Annotated in this window: 18 protein-coding genes; 13 read left to right on the top strand and 5 right to left on the bottom strand. The window is 65.9% G+C overall.

Features of this window, described 5'->3' with window-relative positions; genetic code table 11:
• The first annotated feature begins 164 nt into the window (after positions 1–164).
• The 8 genes from EEB19_RS09615 (at position 165) to EEB19_RS09580 (ending at position 8,983) form a co-directional block, all read left to right on the top strand.
• Positions 165–1,739, top strand: a complete 1,575-nt coding sequence (locus EEB19_RS09615) for an ABC transporter substrate-binding protein (RefSeq protein WP_187585565.1) — start codon at positions 165–167, stop codon at positions 1,737–1,739.
• A 17-nt stretch (positions 1,740–1,756) separates the two neighbouring features.
• Positions 1,757–2,683 carry an ABC transporter permease gene (locus EEB19_RS09610; RefSeq protein WP_187585564.1) on the top strand — a complete coding sequence of 309 codons (927 nt, stop codon included), beginning with the start codon at positions 1,757–1,759 and terminating at the stop codon, positions 2,681–2,683.
• Positions 2,684–2,764: 81 nt separating this feature from the next.
• Entirely contained in the window at positions 2,765–3,706 is a 942-nt protein-coding gene (locus EEB19_RS09605; protein ID WP_262365563.1) for an ABC transporter permease, read from the top strand.
• Positions 3,703–4,734, top strand: a complete 1,032-nt coding sequence (locus EEB19_RS09600; protein WP_187585560.1) for an ABC transporter ATP-binding protein — start codon at positions 3,703–3,705, stop codon at positions 4,732–4,734. The genes EEB19_RS09605 and EEB19_RS09600 overlap by 4 nt, the downstream gene beginning before the upstream one ends.
• Positions 4,727–5,803, top strand: coding sequence for an ABC transporter ATP-binding protein (locus tag EEB19_RS09595; RefSeq protein WP_187585554.1), 1,077 nt, complete (start codon positions 4,727–4,729; stop codon positions 5,801–5,803). The genes EEB19_RS09600 and EEB19_RS09595 overlap by 8 nt, the downstream gene beginning before the upstream one ends.
• Positions 5,804–5,825: 22 nt before the next feature.
• Complete coding sequence (locus EEB19_RS09590; protein ID WP_187585551.1) at positions 5,826–6,545, top strand: sulfite exporter TauE/SafE family protein; 720 nt, start codon at positions 5,826–5,828, stop codon at positions 6,543–6,545.
• Between the two features lie 73 nt (positions 6,546–6,618).
• On the top strand, positions 6,619–7,971 hold the full coding sequence (gudD, locus tag EEB19_RS09585; RefSeq protein WP_187585549.1) for a glucarate dehydratase: 1,353 nt from the start codon (positions 6,619–6,621) through the stop codon (positions 7,969–7,971).
• 34 nt (positions 7,972–8,005) lie between these two features.
• On the top strand, positions 8,006–8,983 hold the full coding sequence (locus tag EEB19_RS09580; protein ID WP_187585547.1) for a 2-hydroxyacid dehydrogenase: 978 nt from the start codon (positions 8,006–8,008) through the stop codon (positions 8,981–8,983).
• Positions 8,984–8,996: 13 nt separating this feature from the next.
• Here the strand turns inward: EEB19_RS09580 and EEB19_RS09575 are convergent, their stop codons facing one another.
• Both EEB19_RS09575 and EEB19_RS09570 read right to left on the bottom strand, forming a co-directional pair.
• A complete protein-coding gene (locus EEB19_RS09575; RefSeq protein WP_187585545.1) occupies positions 8,997–9,986 on the bottom strand; it encodes a S9 family peptidase in 990 nt (329 codons plus the stop codon).
• A gap of 43 nt (positions 9,987–10,029) precedes the next feature.
• Complete coding sequence (locus EEB19_RS09570; protein ID WP_187585543.1) at positions 10,030–10,926, bottom strand: phosphatase PAP2 family protein; 897 nt, start codon at positions 10,924–10,926, stop codon at positions 10,030–10,032.
• Between the two features lie 153 nt (positions 10,927–11,079).
• Between EEB19_RS09570 and EEB19_RS09565 the strand changes: the two genes are divergently transcribed.
• Positions 11,080–12,192, top strand: a complete 1,113-nt coding sequence (locus tag EEB19_RS09565; RefSeq protein WP_187585541.1) for a ferredoxin reductase — start codon at positions 11,080–11,082, stop codon at positions 12,190–12,192.
• Positions 12,193–12,200: 8 nt separating this feature from the next.
• Positions 12,201–13,442 carry a fatty acid desaturase gene (locus EEB19_RS09560; protein WP_187585539.1) on the top strand — a complete coding sequence of 414 codons (1,242 nt, stop codon included), beginning with the start codon at positions 12,201–12,203 and terminating at the stop codon, positions 13,440–13,442.
• Positions 13,443–13,597: 155 nt separating this feature from the next.
• On the opposite strand, the gene EEB19_RS09555 is transcribed toward EEB19_RS09560, so the two are convergent.
• Together EEB19_RS09555 and fmdA are read right to left on the bottom strand one after the other, a co-directional pair.
• Positions 13,598–14,854 (bottom strand): HNH endonuclease signature motif containing protein, encoded by a 1,257-nt coding sequence (locus tag EEB19_RS09555; protein WP_262365542.1) that lies wholly within the window; start codon positions 14,852–14,854, stop codon positions 13,598–13,600.
• Between the two features lie 157 nt (positions 14,855–15,011).
• Entirely contained in the window at positions 15,012–16,265 is a 1,254-nt protein-coding gene (fmdA, locus tag EEB19_RS09550) for a formamidase (RefSeq protein WP_187585537.1), read from the bottom strand.
• Positions 16,266–16,394: 129 nt separating this feature from the next.
• Between fmdA and EEB19_RS09545 the strand changes: the two genes are divergently transcribed.
• The gene (locus tag EEB19_RS09545) at positions 16,395–16,682 is read left to right on the top strand and encodes an FmdB family zinc ribbon protein (protein ID WP_187585535.1); all 288 of its coding nucleotides are present in this window, start codon (positions 16,395–16,397) and stop codon (positions 16,680–16,682) included.
• Here EEB19_RS09545 and EEB19_RS09540 read toward each other — a convergent pair whose 3' ends face one another.
• On the bottom strand, positions 16,683–17,126 hold the full coding sequence (locus EEB19_RS09540) for a hypothetical protein (RefSeq protein ID WP_187585533.1): 444 nt from the start codon (positions 17,124–17,126) through the stop codon (positions 16,683–16,685).
• A 214-nt stretch (positions 17,127–17,340) separates the two neighbouring features.
• Between EEB19_RS09540 and EEB19_RS09535 the strand changes: the two genes are divergently transcribed.
• A complete protein-coding gene (locus EEB19_RS09535; RefSeq protein WP_187585531.1) occupies positions 17,341–18,558 on the top strand; it encodes a hypothetical protein in 1,218 nt (405 codons plus the stop codon).
• Between the two features lie 5 nt (positions 18,559–18,563).
• Positions 18,564–19,028 carry a hypothetical protein gene (locus EEB19_RS09530; protein ID WP_187585529.1) on the top strand — a complete coding sequence of 155 codons (465 nt, stop codon included), beginning with the start codon at positions 18,564–18,566 and terminating at the stop codon, positions 19,026–19,028.
• Positions 19,029–19,030: the final 2 nt, after the last annotated feature.

The following is a 19,030-nucleotide window of genomic DNA, read 5'->3' as shown; positions in this document are numbered from 1 at the left end:
CGACGCGTCGTTCCGCGGAGCGGAAAACCCAGCAAAATCGCTGTTTCCTGGGGTTTTGCGCTGTTGACGCCATCAATCTCACGCTCTTAGCGTGTGTCTACCGTCACAACCGCGGTCCAGCCCCCGCGAGGTCACTCGCAGTCTTTCGTTCATCGGAGGTCCCCATGCAGATCGCAGTTCTGCGATCCCCGAAGCGCCGTATCGCCGGCGCCCTGGCCGCGTCCGCGGTGGCCGTGCTGACCGTCAGCGGATGCAGCGTCGCCAACACCACCGCGAGTGAGGCCGCCAGCGCCGACACCCTCCGCATTGTCCTCCCGCAGGAGCCGCCGACGCTGGAGCCCTGTGACGCCTCGCTGACCGCCACCGGCGTCGTCGTCCGCTCCAACATCACCGAGCCCCTCGTGGAGCGCGACCCCACCACCGGCGACCTGAAGCCCAGTCTCGCCAGCTCCTGGAAGCAGGTCGAGCCGAACGTCTGGCGGTTCACCACCGTGTCGGGCGTGACCTTCAGCAACGGTCAGCCGTTCGACGCCGAGGACGCCGCCTTCTCCATCAACCGCACCTTCAACGGAGCGATCGGCTGCGACGTCAACGGCTACGTCTTCGACGACAGCAAGCGTGAGGTCACCGTCGTCGACCCGAACACCGTCGAGGTGCGGACCGAGACCCCCGACCCCATCCTGCCGCTGCGGATGTCCTTCATCGAGATCGTGCCCCGCACCACGGCCGCCGACGACAAGGTGCGCATCCCGGTCGGCACCGGGCCGTACATGGTCGACTTCTGGGACTCCGGACAGCGCGTCGCACTCAAGGCCAACCCGAACTATCACGGCCAGGCCCCACAGTTCACCCGCGCCGTCTACCAGTGGCGGGCCGAGGGCAGCGTCCGCGCCGCGATGGTGACCAACGACGAGGCCGATCTGGCCACCTCCCTCGGGCCCGAGGACGGCGCCGGCGACCTCGGCACCGCCTACACCAACAACGAGACGACGGCCCTGCGCATGCAGGCCACCGACGCCCCGTTGAACGACATCCGGGTCCGTGAGGCGATCGATCTCTCCATCAACCGTGAAGGGATCGTCAAGGCGCTGTTCCAGGGCCTCGGCACACCGGCGGCCGAACTCGTCGGCAAGGGGATCGTCGGCTACAACGACCAGATGACGCCCACGCCTTACGATCTCGACAAGGCCAAGGCGCTCGTCGACGAGGCCCGTGCGGACGGAGTGCCCGTCGACCGCACCATCAAACTCATCGGACGGACCGGACAGTTCCCGAAGATCAACGAGACCATCGAGAACATCCAGTTCACCCTCAGCAAGATCGGCCTGGACGTCGACATCGAGATGATGGACACCTCCGGTCAGATGCAGTACCAGACAAGGCCGTTCGTACCCGGGTCCGGGCCGGTGCTGCTGATGATCATGCACGGCAACCAGGCCGGTGACACCCAGTTCACCCTGGACCAGTACATGCTGTCGGACGGTTATCAGAGCACCTACGGAACCCCGGCGTACGACCAGCAGATCCTTGCCGCCGAGGCGCTGACCGGACAGGCCCGTCAGGACGCGCTCGCCGCCGTCCTCGCCGACGAACCGACCAAGATCCGGCAGTACGCCTACATCGCACACATGCAGGCGGTGCTGGCGAAGTCCAACCGCATTGCCTACCAGCCCAACTCGGCCACCGGCGATGAGATGCGCCTCGCCGAGATGACCCACGCGCCAGCCCAGAACGACTGAAATCGAGGCGATGACCGATGTTCACCTTCCTCCGGCGCCGGATGTTCACCAGCCTGATCCCGCTGATCATCGTCTTGTTTGGCGTGTTCTTCATGGCTCGGCTGACCGGCGATCCCACCAACCTCTACCTACCCGTCTCGGCCACCCCCGAGCAGCGAGCCGAGTTCGCCGCCGCCAACGGCCTCGACAAGCCGATCTGGCAGCAGATGTTCGACTACCTGTCCGGTGTCATCCACCTCGACTTCGGTGAGTCCCTCAAGACCGGGCAGGAAGCCGCAGGCATGGCGCTCAAAGCCTTTCCCGCCACGCTGCAGCTCGCCTTCGTCACCCTGCTGATCTCGATCCTCGGATCGATCATCATCGGCTGCTGGGCCGCCTACCGCCCCAACTCGCTTGCCGATCGCTTCTCGAGCCTGCTGTCGATGACCGCCGCCAGCGTCCCCGACTTCTGGTTCGCCATCACCGGCATCTGGGTCTTCGCCGTCGTGCTCGGCTGGCTCCCGACCTCAGGCACCGGCGGCGTACTCGCCTGGATCCTGCCGATCGCCACCCTGATGATCCGTCCACTGGGCGTGCTCACCCAGGTGGTGCGAGGAGCGATGGTGTCGGCGCTCTCGGCGCCGTATGTGAAGGTGGCGCGCAGCAAGGGCGCCGGCGACCTCCGGGTCGTCACCCACCACGCCCTGCGCAACGCCGCGGCGCCGGCGCTGACCGTCGCCGGCGACCTCGCCGTCGGCCTCATCAACGGCGCGGTCATCGTCGAGGCAATTTTCGGCTGGCCCGGCATCGGCAAGCTGATGATCGACTCGATCCTTCAGCGCGACTTCGCAGTCCTGCAGGCCGCGGTGCTCCTCACCGCCGTCAGCATCTTCATCCTGAACATCGTGATCGACGCGGGCCTGGCCCTCCTCGATCCGCGTGTTCGCGACAAGGCCACGGTCTAGGCGTAAGGAACACAGGAGAACATCATGTCGTTGGTCACCGAACCCTTGGACACCACCAGCCCCGTCGCATCGACCGATCCGATGGGCGACTCCGTCGCCACCAAGAAGGTGCCGAACGGGCAACTACCGATGTGGCGCTTGCTGTTCCGCGACAAGTTCGCCACGGTCGCCGCCGGCATCCTGACCTTCGTCCTGCTGGTCGCGATCTTCGGTCCGTGGCTCGTCGGCGACGCCGCCACCGACCAGAATCTCGACGAGTCGAATCTGGCGCCGTTCAACCTCGACACCGGCTGGATGAACATCCTCGGCACCGACCCGCTCGGGCGCAGCATGCTCGCCCGGCTCATCGTCGCCTGCCAGACCACGCTGATGGTGTCGCTGCCCGCGGTCATCATCTCCTGCATCGTCGGCTCGGCGATCGGGATGTGGGCCGGGTATCACCGCGGATGGCGGGAGACCACCGCGATGCGCGTCGCCGACGTCATCATGAGCTTCCCGTCGCTGCTGCTCGCCGTCGTCATCCTGTACGTGTTCTCGCCCAGCGCGGCGAACATCGTCGCCGTGCTGGCCATCACCCGCATCCCGATCTACCTGCGCACCGCCCGCGCCGAGTCGGCCGAGCTGCAGAGCCGCGTGTTCGTCGACGCCGCACGGACATTCGGAGCAAGCAGCGGGGCCATCCTGCGCGGCCACGTGCTACCCATCCTGCTGCCCACACTGCTCACTGTCGCCACCCTCGACTTCTGCTACGTGATGCTCGCCGAATCGTCACTGTCGTTCCTCGGCATCGGTATCCAGCCGCCGGACATCAGCTGGGGCCTGATGGTGAGCCAGGGCCGCACCTACCTGCAGACCGCGTGGTGGCTGTCGTTCTTCCCCGGCCTCGCCATCGTCATCACCACCGTGTCGGCGACCATCCTCGCGGCCTGGGCCCGGATCGCGACCGATCCCGGACAGCGATGGCGCCTGACCACCCCCAACGCCCGCAAGCGCTTCTTCTCCTCACGAAAGGCTGTGCGATGAGTGCTCCCGCCCTCGAGGCGCCCGACGCCGGCACCGACGACCGCGTCGCGCTCGATGTCACCGATCTGACCGTCGACCTGCGCACCCCGACCGGCACCGTCCGTGCCGTCGACCATGTGTCCTTCCGCGCCCGCCGCGGCGAAACCCTGGCTCTGCTCGGTGAATCCGGATGCGGCAAGTCGATGACCGCGCAGGCTCTCGTCGGTCTGCTCGACCCGATCGCCTCGATCGCCGACGGCGCGATCACGCTCGACGACGTCGACCTGGTCACCGCCAAGGAGTCCGTCCGACGCCGGCTCGCGGGTACGGAGCTGGCCATCGTCTTCCAGGACGCGCTGACCGCGCTCAATCCCGTCTACACCGTCGGCACACAGCTCGCCGAACCGTTCCGCATCCATCGCAAGATGTCGCGGAAGAAGGCCCGCCACGAGGCCATCGAACTGATGCGGCACGTCGGCATCCCCGAACCGGAATCGCGGGTCGACTCGTATCCACACCAGTTCTCCGGCGGCATGCGCCAGCGCCTGCTGATCGCGATGGCCGTGGCGCTGAGCCCGAAGGTACTGCTCGCCGACGAGCCGACGACCGCTCTCGACGTCACCGTGCAGGCCCAGATCATGGCGCTGCTGCAGCGCCTGCGCAGTGAGCACGACATGGCCGTCGTCCTCATCACCCACGACCTCGCCCTCGTCGCCGAGCAAGCCGACCGGGTCGCGATCATGTACGCGGGCAACGTCGTCGAGACCGGCCCGGTGGCCGAGGTGTTCGGCAACCCGCGGCATCCCTACACCAAGGGCCTGCTCGACTCGGTGCCGGTGAGTGCCGAACGGGGCGCCGACCTCAAGTCGATCGGCGGCACGCCGCCCGACCTGCACTCGATCCCGTCTGGTTGCGTCTACCAGGCGCGCTGCCCGCTGGCCCGCGCCCGATGCGTCCAGGAACGTCCCGTCCTGTCCGACGTCGGTTCCGATCACGGAACATCACGCAAGGCGGCCTGCCACTTCTCGGAGGAGATCAGCAATGTCTGAGACCACCACCGCCCGCACCCGCGGCACCACCTCGTCCGGCGCCACCTCGTCCGACGCACAAGTCCTCGAGGTCCGGGACGTCGGCAAGACGTTCGCGGTCTCCGGCAAGGGCGGCCGCAAGCAACTGCGGGCCCTCGACGGCATCAATCTCGACCTCAAGCGCGGTGAGACCCTCGGCCTGGTCGGTGAATCCGGCTGCGGCAAATCCACTCTCGCCCGCACCCTGATGATGCTCGAACGCCCTGATGCGGGCACCGTGCGCTGGGACGGCACCGATCCCTACCGGCTCAAGGGCAAGAATCTCCTGGCTCTGCGGCGCAAGGTCCAGATGGTGTTCCAGGATCCGTATGCGTCGCTGAACAATCGGATGACCGCGGCCGACATCATCGCCGAGCCGTGGCGTACCCACAAGGACCTCTATCCCCGCAAACGTGACCGCGCGGCGCGGGTCCGGGAACTGCTGCACCTCGTCGGACTGCGACCGAGCGACGAACACCGCAGCCCGCAGGAGTTCTCCGGCGGCCAGCGCCAGAGGCTCGGCATCGCCCGGGCTCTCGCGCTCAATCCCGAGGTCATCATCTGCGACGAGCCGGTGTCGGCGCTCGATCTCTCGGTGCAGGCACAGGTCCTCAACCTGCTCAACGAACTGCAGCAGGAACTCGACATCTCCTACATCTTCATCTCACACGACCTGTCGGTGGTGCGTCACGTCGCCGACCGTGTCGCCGTGATGTACCTCGGGCGGATCGTCGAGACCGGCAGCACCGAAGCGGTGTTCGACCATCCGGCACATCCGTATACCGAGGCGTTGATGTCGGCGGCGCCCACTCTCGACGCCGCCACCCGACGCGAGCGCATCCTGCTCAGCGGGGAGGTGCCGTCGCCGCTCAACCCGCCGTCGGGCTGCCGATTCCGTACCCGCTGCGCCCACGCGACGGACGTGTGCGCGACCGACATCCCGCCCACGGTGACCGACTCCCACGAGCCGGGACACATCGCCGAGTGCTACCACCCGCGTGGACGAGTCGGGCTCGGCATGCCCGCCGTCGCCATGCCCACCGTCGCATGACGGCAGCCATGACGAGAACACGGTGAGCGTCGTGACGTTCGTGGTCATCGCCGTCGCCGTGTTCCTGGCGTCCTGCATGCAGGCGTCGATCGGCTTCGGCATGGGCATGCTCGCGGCGCCCGTGGTGGCGCTGATCGAGCCTGCACTCCTGCCCGGCACACTCATCGCGTCGGCCACCATCGTCACGTTGATGGTCGTCATCCGGGAACGCGAGAGCCTCGACCTCCGGGGCACCGGATGGGCGCTGATCGGCCGTATTCCGGGAACCATCGCCGGCGCACTGCTTCTCGTCTGGCTGCCGACGCGCGGGTTGTCGCTGCTCCTCGCCGGAGTGGTGCTGGGCGGGGTCGCCCTCGCCACCGCCGGTTGGCAGCCGGCGCCGATGCGGCGCAACCTCGCCACCGCCGGCGCGGCATCCGGGCTGCTCGGCACCGCCACCTCCATCGGCGGCCCACCGATGGCGTTGGTGTACTCGGGCGCCGAGAATGCCCGGGTGCGGAGCAATCTCAGTGCCTTCTTCCTGATCGGCAGCCTGATGTCGTTGGCGGCGCTGGCCGCCACCGGAAGTCTGCACACCGACCTCCTGTGGGTCTTCGTCGCGCTCATCCCGGCCGTGATGCTCGGCTTCGTCGCGTCCCGCTACGTCAATCGTGTCCTCGACAAGAAGCGGTTGCGGACGGTGTCGATCGTCGTCTCCAGTCTCGGCGCGGTTCTCCTCATCGGCCAGCAGCTGTTGTTCTGACAGCCCTACGACGCAGACCCTGCCGAACCGACCGCCTCAGCCTCTATCGAAACTTTCGCCGAAAGGACATCTCATGACGTCACCGACGACCACAACAACGACCACCCCGGTGGTCACCGAGATGCGTGTGGTGCCGGTCGCCGGCCGGGACAGCATGCTGCTCAATCTCTCCGGTGCGCACGCGCCGTTCTTCACCCGGAATCTGGTCATCCTCACCGACTCCGAGGGCCATCAGGGTGTCGGCGAGGTGCCCGGGGGTGAGCCGATCCGCACCACCCTCGACGACGCCCGGCCCATCGTCGAGGGGCGGGGGATCGGGGAGTTCAACGCGGTGCTGCAGGACATGCGGCGCACCTTCGCCGACCGCGACAAGGGCGGTCGTGGCGATCAGACCTTCGATCAGCGCATCACCATCCATGCGGTCACCGCGGTCGAGTCGGCATTGCTGGACCTGCTCGGCCAGCATCTCCAGGTGCCCGTCGCCGCGCTCCTCGGTGAAGGGCAGCAGCGCGACCGGGTCGCAGCGCTGGGCTACCTGTTCTTCGTCGGTGACCGAACCAAGACCACTCTCGACTACGCCGACGGTGCCGACGAGACAGACGACTGGTTGCGACTGCGTCACCAGGAAGCGCTCGATGCCGACAGCGTCGTCGCCCTGGCCGAGGCCGCCCAGAAGCGCTACGGATTCGCCGATTTCAAGCTCAAGGGCGGAGTCCTGGCACCGGATGAGGAGGCCGACGTGGTGACCGCGCTCGCCGAGCGGTTCCCGTCGGCCCGTGTCACCCTCGATCCCAACGGGGGCTGGCTCCTGCAGGACGCGATCCGCATCGGCCGCCGTCTGCGGGACGTCGTCGCCTACGCCGAGGATCCGGTCGGGCCCGAGGGGCGATTCTCCGGGCGCGAGGTGATGGCGGAGTTCAAGCGGGCGACCGGGTTGCCCACCGCCACCAACATGATCGCGACGGACTGGCGGGAACTGGGTCACACCATCCGCACCGGTGCCGTCGACATCCCGCTGGCGGACCCGCACTTCTGGACGATGGCCGGGTCGGTTCGTGTCGCGCAACTGTGTGACGCGTGGGGCCTGACGTGGGGATCGCACTCCAACAATCACTTCGACGTGTCCTTGGCGATGTTCACCCACGTCGCGGCCGCCGCGCCGGGGGACATCACCGCGATCGACACCCACTGGATCTGGCAGGACGGGCAACGACTCACCCGAGAGCCCTTCGAGATCGTCGACGGTCATCTGACGGTGCCGCAGCGGCCGGGACTCGGCGTCGACCTCGACATGGATCAGGTGGAGGCCGCCCACGCGCTCTATCGCGCGGAAGGTCTGGGAGCCCGCGACGACGCGATCGGCATGCAGTTCCTCGTGCCGGACTGGGCTTTCGACAGCAAACGTCCCGCGCTGGTGCGGAGCTGACTCCGGTGAACGATCCGATCGGGGTGACCGCGTGATGAAAGTGGTCGTGGGCGAACGGAATCTGCTCCCACATCGGAATCTCGTGGAGTCACTCATGCCCGACGGTGTGACGCTGTCCTGGCATGAGCGGTTCGACGAGGGCGCGATCGCGGCAGATCTCCACGACGCGCAGGTGTATCTGGGTGGCCGGGTGACGCCGGCGATGGCGCGCGCCGGCGAGCACCTACGGTTGGTGCACATCGTGGGGGCGGGCACCGACAAGGTCGCTTTCGGCGACCTACCACCGGCCACGCTGGTCGCCAACACCTTCCACCACGAGGACTCGATCGCCGAGTACGTGATGGCCACCGCGGTCCTGTTACGACGCGGATTGCTCCGGCAGGACGCCGCACTGCGGGACGGGGTCTGGGCGACGGCGGTCTACCAGGATGGTGTGCCGCAACCGTTCACGATGCGTGATGCCATGGTCGGCTACGTGGGCTTCGGACACATTGGTCGACGTACCGCCGACGTGCTCGGTGCGCTCGGCGCGCGCGGGTGCGCGGTCACCGGCTCGGGCAGCGTCGCCGACGACACCGGACTCGACTGGTACAGCGACACGTCAGACCTCGGGCGGTTGCTGAAGGAGTCGGACGTGGTCGTCGTGTCCGCGCCGCTTACCGATCACACCACCGGCATGATCGGATCCGCCGAGCTGGAACTGGTGGGACCGCAGGGCATCCTGATCAACGTGGGCCGCGGTCCGCTGGTCGACGAACGCTCGCTGTACGAGGCGTTGCGCGACAACGTGATCGGTGGCGCCGCCATCGACGTCTGGTATCGATATCCGAGCGGTGGAGACACCACTGAGCCCGCCGACCTCCCGTTCGCCGAACTACCGAATCTGCTGATGACGCCGCACACGTCTGGGGTCACCCGCGACACCTTCGTCGGTCGTGTTCACGACATCGCCGACAACATCGCGCGGCTCGTCGACGGCCGGGAGGTACAGCGGGTGGTCTGGCCGCGCTGAACACCGGCGGAGATCACTTGCTGTACAGGTCGTCCAACTGGTCGACCGTCTTGCCGGACGCGTCGGTGATGATGTCGAGGATCGTTCCGTAGACGCGGGAGTCGGCGCTGACGATGGAGACGTGATCCTCGCCGCGGGCGATCACGAGGTCCCCGATGCCGTTCTGGCGTTCGACCGCGTCGATGTAGCGCTCGGAGAGGATGGGCGGCACCAGCGCGTCTTTGTCGCCGTGCACTGCGATGACCGGCATCGTCGGATCGATGTTCTGCACCGGGTCGACCGAGGCGTATCGGTCGGGCACCTGTTCGGGGGTCCCGCCCAGTGCCGTCACGATGCGGTCGTTGCCGTGGTGCGCGGCGTACACCATGTCCAACGGGCCCGCCAGAGACACCACCCGGGTCGGGCGGAACTTCGGATCGGCGCCGAGTTCGTTGGGGTTCAGCTTGTTCCGCGTGCCCGACCAGGTCGCGAGCTGTGCGCCGGCGCTGTGCCCGACGACGAGTTCGTCGTCGGTGGTGATCTCGGGATGACGACGGTCGATCGCCGGCACGTGATCGAGTGCGTCGGCGACATCGGAGAACGTCGTCGGCCAGCCGCCACCCGAGCCGACGCGCCGGTACTCGACGTTGTACACCGCCATCCCGCGCTTGACGAGGTCGAGCGCGTACGGACGCATCGTCTGGGCGTCGAGCTTCGACTTCCATGAGCCGCCGTGGATGAGGACGACGAGGGGGACGGTGTCGGCGGCGTGCTTGCCGGCCGGCAGATAGAAGTCGCCCCAGTTCTGGTCGGGGTCGGCGTCACCGCGTGTCGGATACGCGATGCGCTCGATGCGGATGCCGTCCTCGGCGGTCGACATGATGACGGGCTCGGTTTCGGATGTCGTCGAATCGGCTGCAGACGGGTCGTCGTCCGACGAGCACGATGACAGTGCCAACCCGATCACGACCGTCGCGATCAACCACAGCGGAGTTCGTCGTGTCCTCGACGTCGTGAGAGGCATCGTCGGCGCAACTCCGATCGGGAGGTCGGTGAGATCTTGTCGGTCAGATCCTGTCAGCGTAGTCGAGGGACGGGGCTGATTCGGGCGCAACGGTTTCGGATCTGCGATTGCGCGAGTCGGAGCGGACCGGGTTGAACGACAGCGCGACGACGGCCACGGCCATGATCGTGGCGATCGCGCCGGCCGCAGCGATCTGCGTGATCGTCGGATAGTGCAGTGCGACGATCGTCGGGGCGGCCACCACGATCGCAAGTCCCGCGATGGCGCCGCAGAATCGTGGCGCTCGCCGCGACGCGAACTGCCAGGGGTCGGGCAGCAGCACGCCCAGCCCGATCACCAACAACGTGGAGATGACGACATCGCTGGGCCGGTGCCACCCGGACGCGACCAGCTCGAACTCGATGACGGCGGCCCAGGTGCCGGAGACGGCCAATGTGATCGGCCGGACGATCGGCGGTGTGGCGAGAGCCAGTACGACGACGATCGCGGTGGCCGCTGCGGCGTGGCCACTGGGAGCGGAGTTCGCGGTCTCCGAGATCCATGCGTGCAGTTGCGGACGCGTCAGCACGTGGTCGCGCAGGAAGCGTGCGCCGAGGATGGCGAGCGGTGCGAACGCCAGCAGTGTCAGTGTGCTCGCGACACCGCGGCGCGCCTCTCGGCGGCTGCCGAACCGGCGACACTGACTGAACACGATCACGGCGACAGCCACGCCGACCCACAGGAGCGGACTGGTGACGGCCTCGACACCGAGCGCGGCGGGAAGCTCGGTGACCGGTGGCAGCGACCGGCAGACCTCGAGGAACCACTGGTCGATCCGCTGACCCGCGGGTGTCCACACCGATAGCGCGAAGACGCCGGCTGCGGTCGCGACGAGTGTGACCGCAACCAGCGCTGCGCGTGAGAGGGACTTGGGTCGCGGCGCAGCGACAGTTGCGGTCATGGTGACGACGCTACGAGATGAATCTGGGAACTCCATGCGCGAAACCTGAGGACAGCTGAGACTTTATGCAGAGGGGTTCAGCCCGAAGCCTTCCTGTGACCGCGGCCATAGTTTCTGTGTACAGTCGTACACAAGGACTGGGAGGAGTCCCTGATGGACCTATTGAAATGGAGCAAGCGTCCCGCGGCCGACGTCGAGGCCCGGAAACCCGAGGTCAATATTGTGCGCGGGTTGATCGCGCGTGCCACGACGCCACTCCTTCCCGACGACTACCTCCACCTGATCAATCCGCTCTGGACCGCTCGTGAGCTGCGTGGACGGGTGATCGAGGTGGTGCGGGAGACCGAGGACTCGGCGACCGTCACCATTCGAACCGGGTGGGGATTTCCGGCTTCGTACAAGCCCGGCCAGTATGTGGGTATCGGCCTGCAGGTCGGGGGACGGTGGCACTGGAGGTCCTATTCGCTGACATCGATCGGTGCGTCGGCTGACAAGACCATCGCGATCACCGTGAAGGCCAATCCCGACGGCTTCTTGTCGACACACCTCGTCGACGGCGTCAGCCCCGGAACGATCATCCGTCTCGCTGCGCCGAAGGGAGACTTCCACCTCCCTGAGCCGCTGCCCGACGGCGTGCTCTTCCTGACCGCCGGCAGCGGTATCACGCCGGTCATGTCGATGTTGCGGTCGTTGCGTTCGCGGGAGACGATTCCCGACATCGTGCACGTGCACTCGGCGCCGACGCGCGACGAGGTCATCTTTCTCGACGAGCTCGAGAAGATGGACGTCGACGTCCTGTCCTATGACCTGCAGTTGCGTCTGACTCGCGAGCAGGGCAAGTTCGACATCGAACAACTCGATGCCGAGGTCCCGGACTGGCGTGACCGGCAGTGTTGGGCGTGCGGCCCGGTGGCAATGCTCGACACCGTCGAAGAGCGCTTCACCGAAGAGGGGCTGCGTGACCAGCTCCACATCGAACGTTTCGCCATCGCCCGGACCGATCACGGCGGCGAGGGTGGGACGGTGACCTTCTCCAGATCGGGGAAGACCGCCGAGATAGACGGTGCCACCACGCTCCTTGAAGCAGGCGAGGAGCAAGGCATCCAGATGCCATTCGGTTGCCGGATGGGCATCTGTCAGACCTGCGTGGTTCCTCTCGCCGGGGGATATGTGCGCGACCTGCGCAGCGGCGAGGAACACCGTGAGGGTGAACGAATCCAGACATGCATCAGCAGCGTGTCCGGAGAATGCACACTCGACCTCTAGGGGGCCCGATGGCCATCACCGATATCGATCTCTATGCACACCTGACCGACGCCGACGTCGACGCGCTCGGCGCTGAACTCGACGCGATCCGGCGCGACATCGAAGAATCCCGCGGCGAGCAGGACGCCAAATACATCAGACGCGCGATCACCATCCAGCGGAGTCTGGCCGCCGGTGGTCGGCTGGCTTTGATGTTCAGCAATCGCAAACCCGCTTGGGTGGCGGGCACGGCCATGCTCGGGCTGGCCAAGATCATCGAGAACATGGAACTCGGCCACAACGTGATGCACGGGCAGTGGGACTGGATGAATGACCCCGAGATCCACTCGTCGTCGTGGGAGTGGGACACCACCTGTCCGAGCGTCCAATGGAAGCACTCGCACAACTTCGTCCATCACAAGTACACGAACATCGTCGGGATGGATGACGATGTGGGCTACGGCATCCTGCGTGTCACCCGCGATCAGCCGTGGGAGTGGTGGAACGTCGGCAACCCGATCTACAACCTCACGCTCGGGACCTTCTTCGAATACGGTGTCGCACTTCATCATCTGGAGACGGAGAAGCTGCGCAACAAGGAGAAGTCCTACCGGCAGGCGTTCAAGGATCTGCGGATCATCGGCCGTAAGGTCGGCAAGCAGGCCGCCAAGGACTATCTCATCTTTCCTGCGCTCGCCGGCAAGAACTGGAAGTACACCATCGCGGCGAACTTCACGTCCAACATCATCCGCAACTATTGGGCGTATGGCGTGATCTTCTGTGGTCACTTCCCGGACGGAGCCGAGAAGTTCACCGTCGAGGAGTACGAGAACGAGGATCAGCCGCGCTGGTATCTCCGACAGATGTTGGGGTCGGCCAACTTCCGCGCCGGACCGCTGATGCGGTTCATGAGCGGCAATCTGAGCCACCAGATCGAGCATCACCTGTTCCCCGACCTGCCGAGCAATCGCTACGAAGAGATCGGTGTTCGGGTCCGCGAACTCTGCGACAAGTACGACTTGCCGTACACGACAGGCTCGCTGGCGAATCAGTACTACCAGTCGTTCCGGACCATTGCGAAGCTCGCGCTGCCCAACGCCCTGCTGAAGGCAACGTCCGACGACGCACCGGAGACTGCCTCGGAACTCCGATTCGCCGTGCGCGAGGGCATGCAGAACCACTTCGGCGTCGATCCGACGACAGGGCGCCGACGAGGATTGCGGACAGCCTTGCGCGAACTGAAGAACGCCCCGGTACAGCCGGCGGCGTGAGGTTTCGCCCCCGCTGATCGAGCAGCCGGTCGTGCCGGCTGCTCGATCAGCGAGTGCTCGCCCGCTTTTCACACTGTTGAGTTGTCAAGGTACGGATGCGGTCCCGGCGTGGCCGGGTGCGAGATTGCGGTCGGCGTGGAGAGTCGGTTATGGGGTCAGGCGGCGGTGGGCAGGTTGTCGAGGGTCGGGGTGCGTCGGTTGTAGCTGGGTACGGGCCTTCGGTGGGGGTCGACGGTGGTCGGTGGTGTCAGCCAGGGGTGGTGGTCGGCGCCGATGAACACGTCCCACCCGTTGTGGTGGACGTCGGCGTGACACGACGGGCACAGCAGGCACCCGTTCTCCAGGCAGGTGTCACCGCCCTGGCTCCAGTGGTCGATGTGGTGGGCGTGACAGCGTTCAGCTGGCGCACCGCATTTGATGCAGCATCTGTCGCGGATGTAGAGGGCTGTGCGTTGTGCGGGGGTGAACAGGCGTTTGTCTCTGCCGACGTCGAGCGGGACGGTTTCGCCGTCGACGAGTAGTGGTGTGATGGTCGGGTCGCAGGCCAGGCGGTTCATCGTGGCGCGGGTGACCGATCCCATATGTTCGAGTTCGGACAGTCGCGGATCATCGGCGGGAATGGTCAGCAGCACATGAGTTCTCGGAACAATGGCCGCGCCGTTCCCGCCGGCGGCGGCGATGTCGAGCAGGGTCTCCAGTGCGTCGGCGAGGCGTCGTTCGGTGGAGCGGGCGTCGGGGGACCCGTCGGGTTCTGGACGAGGCGCACCGTGGCGTTCCATCGCGGCCTGGAACTTCTCGCCGACCTCGACATCGAGATCGGCCTCGACATGGATGCGCCCGTCTGTGGTCTTACTCTTCGTGAGCGTGTTGATGCTGCGGTCTTCCGCGGCAGGCACGCCGCCGTCGGTGTCGTCGGCGATCAGGTTGCCCAGGGTGCGGGCACGATCGACGATTTCGGCGGGGGTGGCGCCGGAGAAGTGTTGGGCGAGAAGATCTGTCACATAACTTAGACGTCCACCGTCGTCGATCGGTTCCGGTGATCTTTTCCCGATGTGCTCGACGCCGCGGACGATGGCATCGACATGTTCACCGGAGATGACACCGTCGGCGGCGTGGGCGGCCAATGTCGGCAGTGTGGTGAGCGATCCGGCGATACGGATCAGTCGTTGGGCGACGGCAGGCGCTACTCCCATGGCAATCAACAACTCTCGGGTGCTACGCCCGTGGTCTTTCGCGACCCGCAACCGGTCGAGGGCGGCGGTCAGGACTGCGGCGTGATGATCGATCAGGTTGCGCAGCGTCAGAAGCGCCCGCATCGCGTCGAATGCGAGAGGACCAGTCATGTCAGCGTCGTCGACGCGCAGATCGTGGACGGCGTCAGAGATGTCAGAGATGTCGTCGATGATGCTCACAGCAGTCCCCCAAGAGTCGACAGATCAGGCCAGCAGGAGACTCATCGGATTCTTGGGGCCACACCCAGGAGTGTGGCGGTAACGCACATCAATTTGAACCTGCTGACAACCAAAGTATCGAATGGGTGTTCGAGTGTCAAGGGCGGGAGGTCGCCGGTCAGAAACTCGCCGTTGGCGCACCCATTCCGGGGTCGATGGTTACCGGCCCGTCCTTCGACGGAGCGATCGGGAAGTCGAATATCGCGGTCGGAATATAGACTGTCGCACAGGAATTCGGAATGTCCACGACACCGGACAGTCTGCCTTCGATCGGTGCCGAACCAAGTAGAAGGTATGCCTGCTCGGGGCTGTAACCGAACTTGGTGAGGTAGTCGATGGCGTGCAGGCAGGCCCGCTGATAGGAGAGGTCCGAGTCCAGATAACGCTGCTCGCCGTCGAGTGTCACCGAGGTCCCGGAGAACGCAATCCACTCCGAGTACTGGGGATCGGTGTTGCCGGGCATGAAGATCGCGTTCTCGCTGACCCCGTAGGTCTCCATGCCGCCCTTGATCAGGTCGACGTGCAGGTCCATGAACCCACCCATCTCGATCGCGCCGCAGAACGTGATCTCGCCGTCGCCTTGGGAGAAATGGAGGTCGCCGAACGACAGCTTCGCTCCCGGCACGAATACCGGATAGAACACGCGCGTGCCCTTGGTGAGGTTCTTGATGTCCTGGTTTCCGCCGTTCTCCCGTGGCGGTGCAGTGCGGGCGGCTTCGCCGGCCACTCTGTCGAACTCGGCTCCGGTGAGCGTCCCGAGAATCGCATCCTTGGGTTGGGGAGGTAGCGCGAGAGGAGGCACCCGCTCGGGATCGGTGGCGATGAGGGCTGCCTCTCGCGCGTTCCACCTGCCGAGCAACTCGGGTGAGGGTGCGGTGCCCATCAGTCCGGGGTGCACGATTCCGGTGTACTTCACGTGGGGCACATGTCGCGATGTCGTGCTCTGGCCGCTGAAGTCCCAGATCGCCTTGTAGGCGTCCGGGAACTGATCGGTGAGGAAGCCGCCACCGTTCTGCTTGGCGAAGATGCCGGTGTATCCCCATCCCTGTCCGGCGAGCGGGCCCGAGTCCTCCTGAGGGATCGGCCCCACGTCGAGGATGTCGACGATGAGCAGGTCGCCCGGCTCGGCTCCCTCGATCGCGAACGGACCGGACAGCACGTGCACGCCGTCCAGCGGTGCGTTGAGAATGTCGTCGGCGGAGTCGTCGTTGTGGATCGCCCCGTCGAACCACTCTCGGCAGTGCGCGCGAAAGGTGTCGCCGGGCTTCACGGTCACCGCCGCCGGGATGTCGGGGTGCCATCGATTGTGTCCGACGATCTTCTGCTCGGTGAAACTCTTCGACGAATCCAACGGGAACAGTAACTCTGGCACGGAGAACTCCCTCATCTGATCGCTACCGACACTCGTGAGTTTAGTGAGGACGCACGACATCGGCAGGCCGACGACGAAGGTGGCCGTCGTTCACACGACGGTCCATGCGCCGGCGGCTACTCTGACTGCATGCCGACCTACGTCTACCGGTGCGACGACGTGTGTGATGACTTCACGCAGCGGCATCCCATGGCCGACATCCCGGACGCCGCGTCATGTCCGGGCTGCGGGCGTGACGCCCGACGTGTCATCGGCGCGCCCGCGCTCGGTGCCGGAGAGTCGTCCGCGATGCGACTCCACGACGCGACCAGGTCCACCGCGGACTCGCCTGCTGTCGTGACGAATGTGCCGGGGCGGCGCCGGAAGACGACTCCCGTGTCGTCGAATCCCTTGCACCGCAAGCTACCGCGTCCCTGATCAGCTCACTCTCGTGTACACCAGATCGAAATCGGTGCGGTATTCGCCGGCTTCGGCGGCCTCCCACTGCCCGGTGATGGTTCGGCCGTCCGCGCCGAATCGCCCGACGAAACGCTGCGCGAAGGGCTCGCCGTTGCGCCACAATCTCCACTCGCCGTCGGCAATCGACATCTGATAGATGCGGCAGACACCTCGACTGTCGGAGTAGAGCTGCGTGTACGTGCCGTTGGCGGCATCACATCCGATGACGGCGACGGTGTCCGGTGCCTCGGGCAGATCCATGGAGGTCCGCTGGATCAGCAGCTGACGGGTCGGGAGCCATTCGACGGACATCGAACCGCCACCGGGCCACGGTTCCCCATTCGGCCAGTGCGCGGCGACGGTCCAGTCGCCGACGAGCGGTTGCAGTTCGCGAAGCGCCTCCTCCGCAGTGGGCTGATCCATGGCTGCCCTCCTCGGTGCCGTGCGTGTCTCGTACGGGTAGACCCGCCGCGCGCCACGAAATCATCGTTCGCCGCGACGCACTCGGACACCATGGATGTTCCCGAGTCGCGGTGAAATCGGTCGACTGATGCATTTTCCGTTCTGCCGCTTCGATTGTGGGGAGCTCCTCCCTAACGTCAGGGGCGTCCCACACCTCGAGCAATCGGATGCGAACATGCGAACTCCACTGCGCGGAACACCCGTGGTCGCGGCGGTGATCACTGCGATCGCCGCGATCCTGATCGTCGTTCTCCCGGCGGCGAATGCCGTAGCCGCCTCACCCAAGAACAGCGGCACGTCCAGCCAGTCCCATTCGGGGCCGGGAAAGAGTCAGAAGCCCAAACCTCCGTCCGCGGGAAGCCGTGGACCGGATGCGAAGACGCTCAATCCGCGGCCGCCGGCACCGCGGAACAACGCACCCTCCCAGTCGTCGCCGGGCACTGGCGCGCCCGGTGGGAGCCACCAGCAGGCACCACCGAAGAAGCCCCGCAAGCCCATCCCGAAGCCGGATCGGGGCCCGCACAAGTTCTCGCCGAAGACCAAGGCGCCGGGCAATTCTTCGAACTATGACAAGCCGGGCAGCAACAGGGACAAATCCGGCAGTTCTGCGCGTGATCGAGATGAGCGCGATGGGCGCTCCGGGCCGTCGCAGAATCGTGGTCCCAACAAGTTCTCTCCGAGAACACCGTCGCGCCCGGACACGTCGTCCGACCGCGGCTCCCACAGCACACCCGGCGCCGACAAGAACAAGAGCAAGCGTCCCCGTGACCGGTCGGAGGATGTCCCGGCAACGCCGATGGACAACCCCGCGATGGACGGCACCGACAACAACGGTGACGGCATCGTCGACAACGAGAATCCCTACGAGGAACTCCCGGTGATCGAGATCCAGCCGCCGCGGGGCGGTGGCGGTCCGCTTCCCGGCCTGAAGCCGTCGGGCCCGCAGTCACCGCGGGCGCAGACGCCGAAGGAAGGTGCGCCGAAGGAAGGTGCGCCGGCGGAGAACGCCCCCGGCAAGAACGATCGAAGCGATCGCGGCGATGGCCGTGACGAGCGAGGGCGGTTCGCCAATGGGAACGACGGTCGCAGTGGAAAGGCCGCTGAGAAACGCGAACTGGACAATCTCGAGAAGCGCACCGGAAAGCCGATCATCCGTGAGCAGAGACAAGCACGGATCGACGGCGTACCGCGTAGCCGGTTCTACGATGGACTGATCCCGAATGGTGACGGAACGTACTCGGGGATCGAGGTGAAGAGCGGGGGCGCCAAGAAGAGTGGTTGGCAGAAGCGGTTCGATGACATGGTCAGCCCGGAGCGCCCCGCATACGTGAAGCTTCCGGATGGGAGCAGAGTTAAGATCACGAAGGTCATCGACATCACGGCGCCGGAGTAGACGACATGAAACCCACTCACATCTACGAGTTCTCCGACGGCACGACCATGACACTCGGGCCTGATGACGACACCTCGCTGTTGACTCATCCGCTGACCGTCCTCGACGGTGACGACGAGAACCACATCATCCTGTCTCGGCTGGTCCGGCAAGAATGGCCCGACGATCTGTCGACTGATGAGCGCGAGACGTCGTTGTCGTCGTTCCTCCAGGCGGGAGGTAGTGCCGCGGCGATGACCCTCGAAGTACGTCGGCGCGAGCCTGACGGCTCCTACCGGCAGTACATTGTCGGGAGGCCCACCGACCGCCCGGCGGACGAGTCGACAACGTCCATTCAGGTGGGTGAGCATTCGTACGCGGTGGCGCCCAACGAGTGTTTTACCGCCGATCAGGCAGGGGAGATCGTGATCTTCTACTACCGCAACGACGGTGTGCCCGAGGGTTCCACTCTGCGAGAACTGCAGCGCTGACC

This window comes from Gordonia sp. OPL2 (assembly GCF_003797825.1).
Lineage (GTDB): Bacteria > Actinomycetota > Actinomycetes > Mycobacteriales > Mycobacteriaceae > Gordonia.
This window is presented reverse-complemented; position numbering and strand designations above follow the sequence as displayed.

What these genes read in the sequence shown, in the direction of transcription:
- EEB19_RS09615 (WP_187585565.1), top strand. Translation starts at nt 165, where the DNA reads ATGCAGATCGCAGTTCTGCGATCCCCGAAGCGCCGTATCGCCGGCGCC.
- EEB19_RS09610 (WP_187585564.1), top strand. Translation starts at nt 1,757, where the DNA reads ATGTTCACCTTCCTCCGGCGCCGGATGTTCACCAGCCTGATCCCGCTG.
- EEB19_RS09605 (WP_262365563.1), top strand. Translation starts at nt 2,765, where the DNA reads ATGGGCGACTCCGTCGCCACCAAGAAGGTGCCGAACGGGCAACTACCG.
- EEB19_RS09600 (WP_187585560.1), top strand. Translation starts at nt 3,703, where the DNA reads ATGAGTGCTCCCGCCCTCGAGGCGCCCGACGCCGGCACCGACGACCGC.
- EEB19_RS09595 (WP_187585554.1), top strand. Translation starts at nt 4,727, where the DNA reads ATGTCTGAGACCACCACCGCCCGCACCCGCGGCACCACCTCGTCCGGC.
- gudD (WP_187585549.1), top strand. Translation starts at nt 6,619, where the DNA reads ATGACGTCACCGACGACCACAACAACGACCACCCCGGTGGTCACCGAG.
- EEB19_RS09580 (WP_187585547.1), top strand. Translation starts at nt 8,006, where the DNA reads ATGAAAGTGGTCGTGGGCGAACGGAATCTGCTCCCACATCGGAATCTC.
- EEB19_RS09575 (WP_187585545.1), bottom strand. Translation starts at nt 9,986, where the DNA reads ATGCCTCTCACGACGTCGAGGACACGACGAACTCCGCTGTGGTTGATC.
- EEB19_RS09570 (WP_187585543.1), bottom strand. Translation starts at nt 10,926, where the DNA reads ATGACCGCAACTGTCGCTGCGCCGCGACCCAAGTCCCTCTCACGCGCA.
- EEB19_RS09565 (WP_187585541.1), top strand. Translation starts at nt 11,080, where the DNA reads ATGGACCTATTGAAATGGAGCAAGCGTCCCGCGGCCGACGTCGAGGCC.
- EEB19_RS09560 (WP_187585539.1), top strand. Translation starts at nt 12,201, where the DNA reads ATGGCCATCACCGATATCGATCTCTATGCACACCTGACCGACGCCGAC.
- EEB19_RS09545 (WP_187585535.1), top strand. Translation starts at nt 16,395, where the DNA reads ATGCCGACCTACGTCTACCGGTGCGACGACGTGTGTGATGACTTCACG.
- EEB19_RS09540 (WP_187585533.1), bottom strand. Translation starts at nt 17,126, where the DNA reads ATGGATCAGCCCACTGCGGAGGAGGCGCTTCGCGAACTGCAACCGCTC.
- EEB19_RS09535 (WP_187585531.1), top strand. Translation starts at nt 17,341, where the DNA reads ATGCGAACTCCACTGCGCGGAACACCCGTGGTCGCGGCGGTGATCACT.
- EEB19_RS09530 (WP_187585529.1), top strand. Translation starts at nt 18,564, where the DNA reads ATGAAACCCACTCACATCTACGAGTTCTCCGACGGCACGACCATGACA.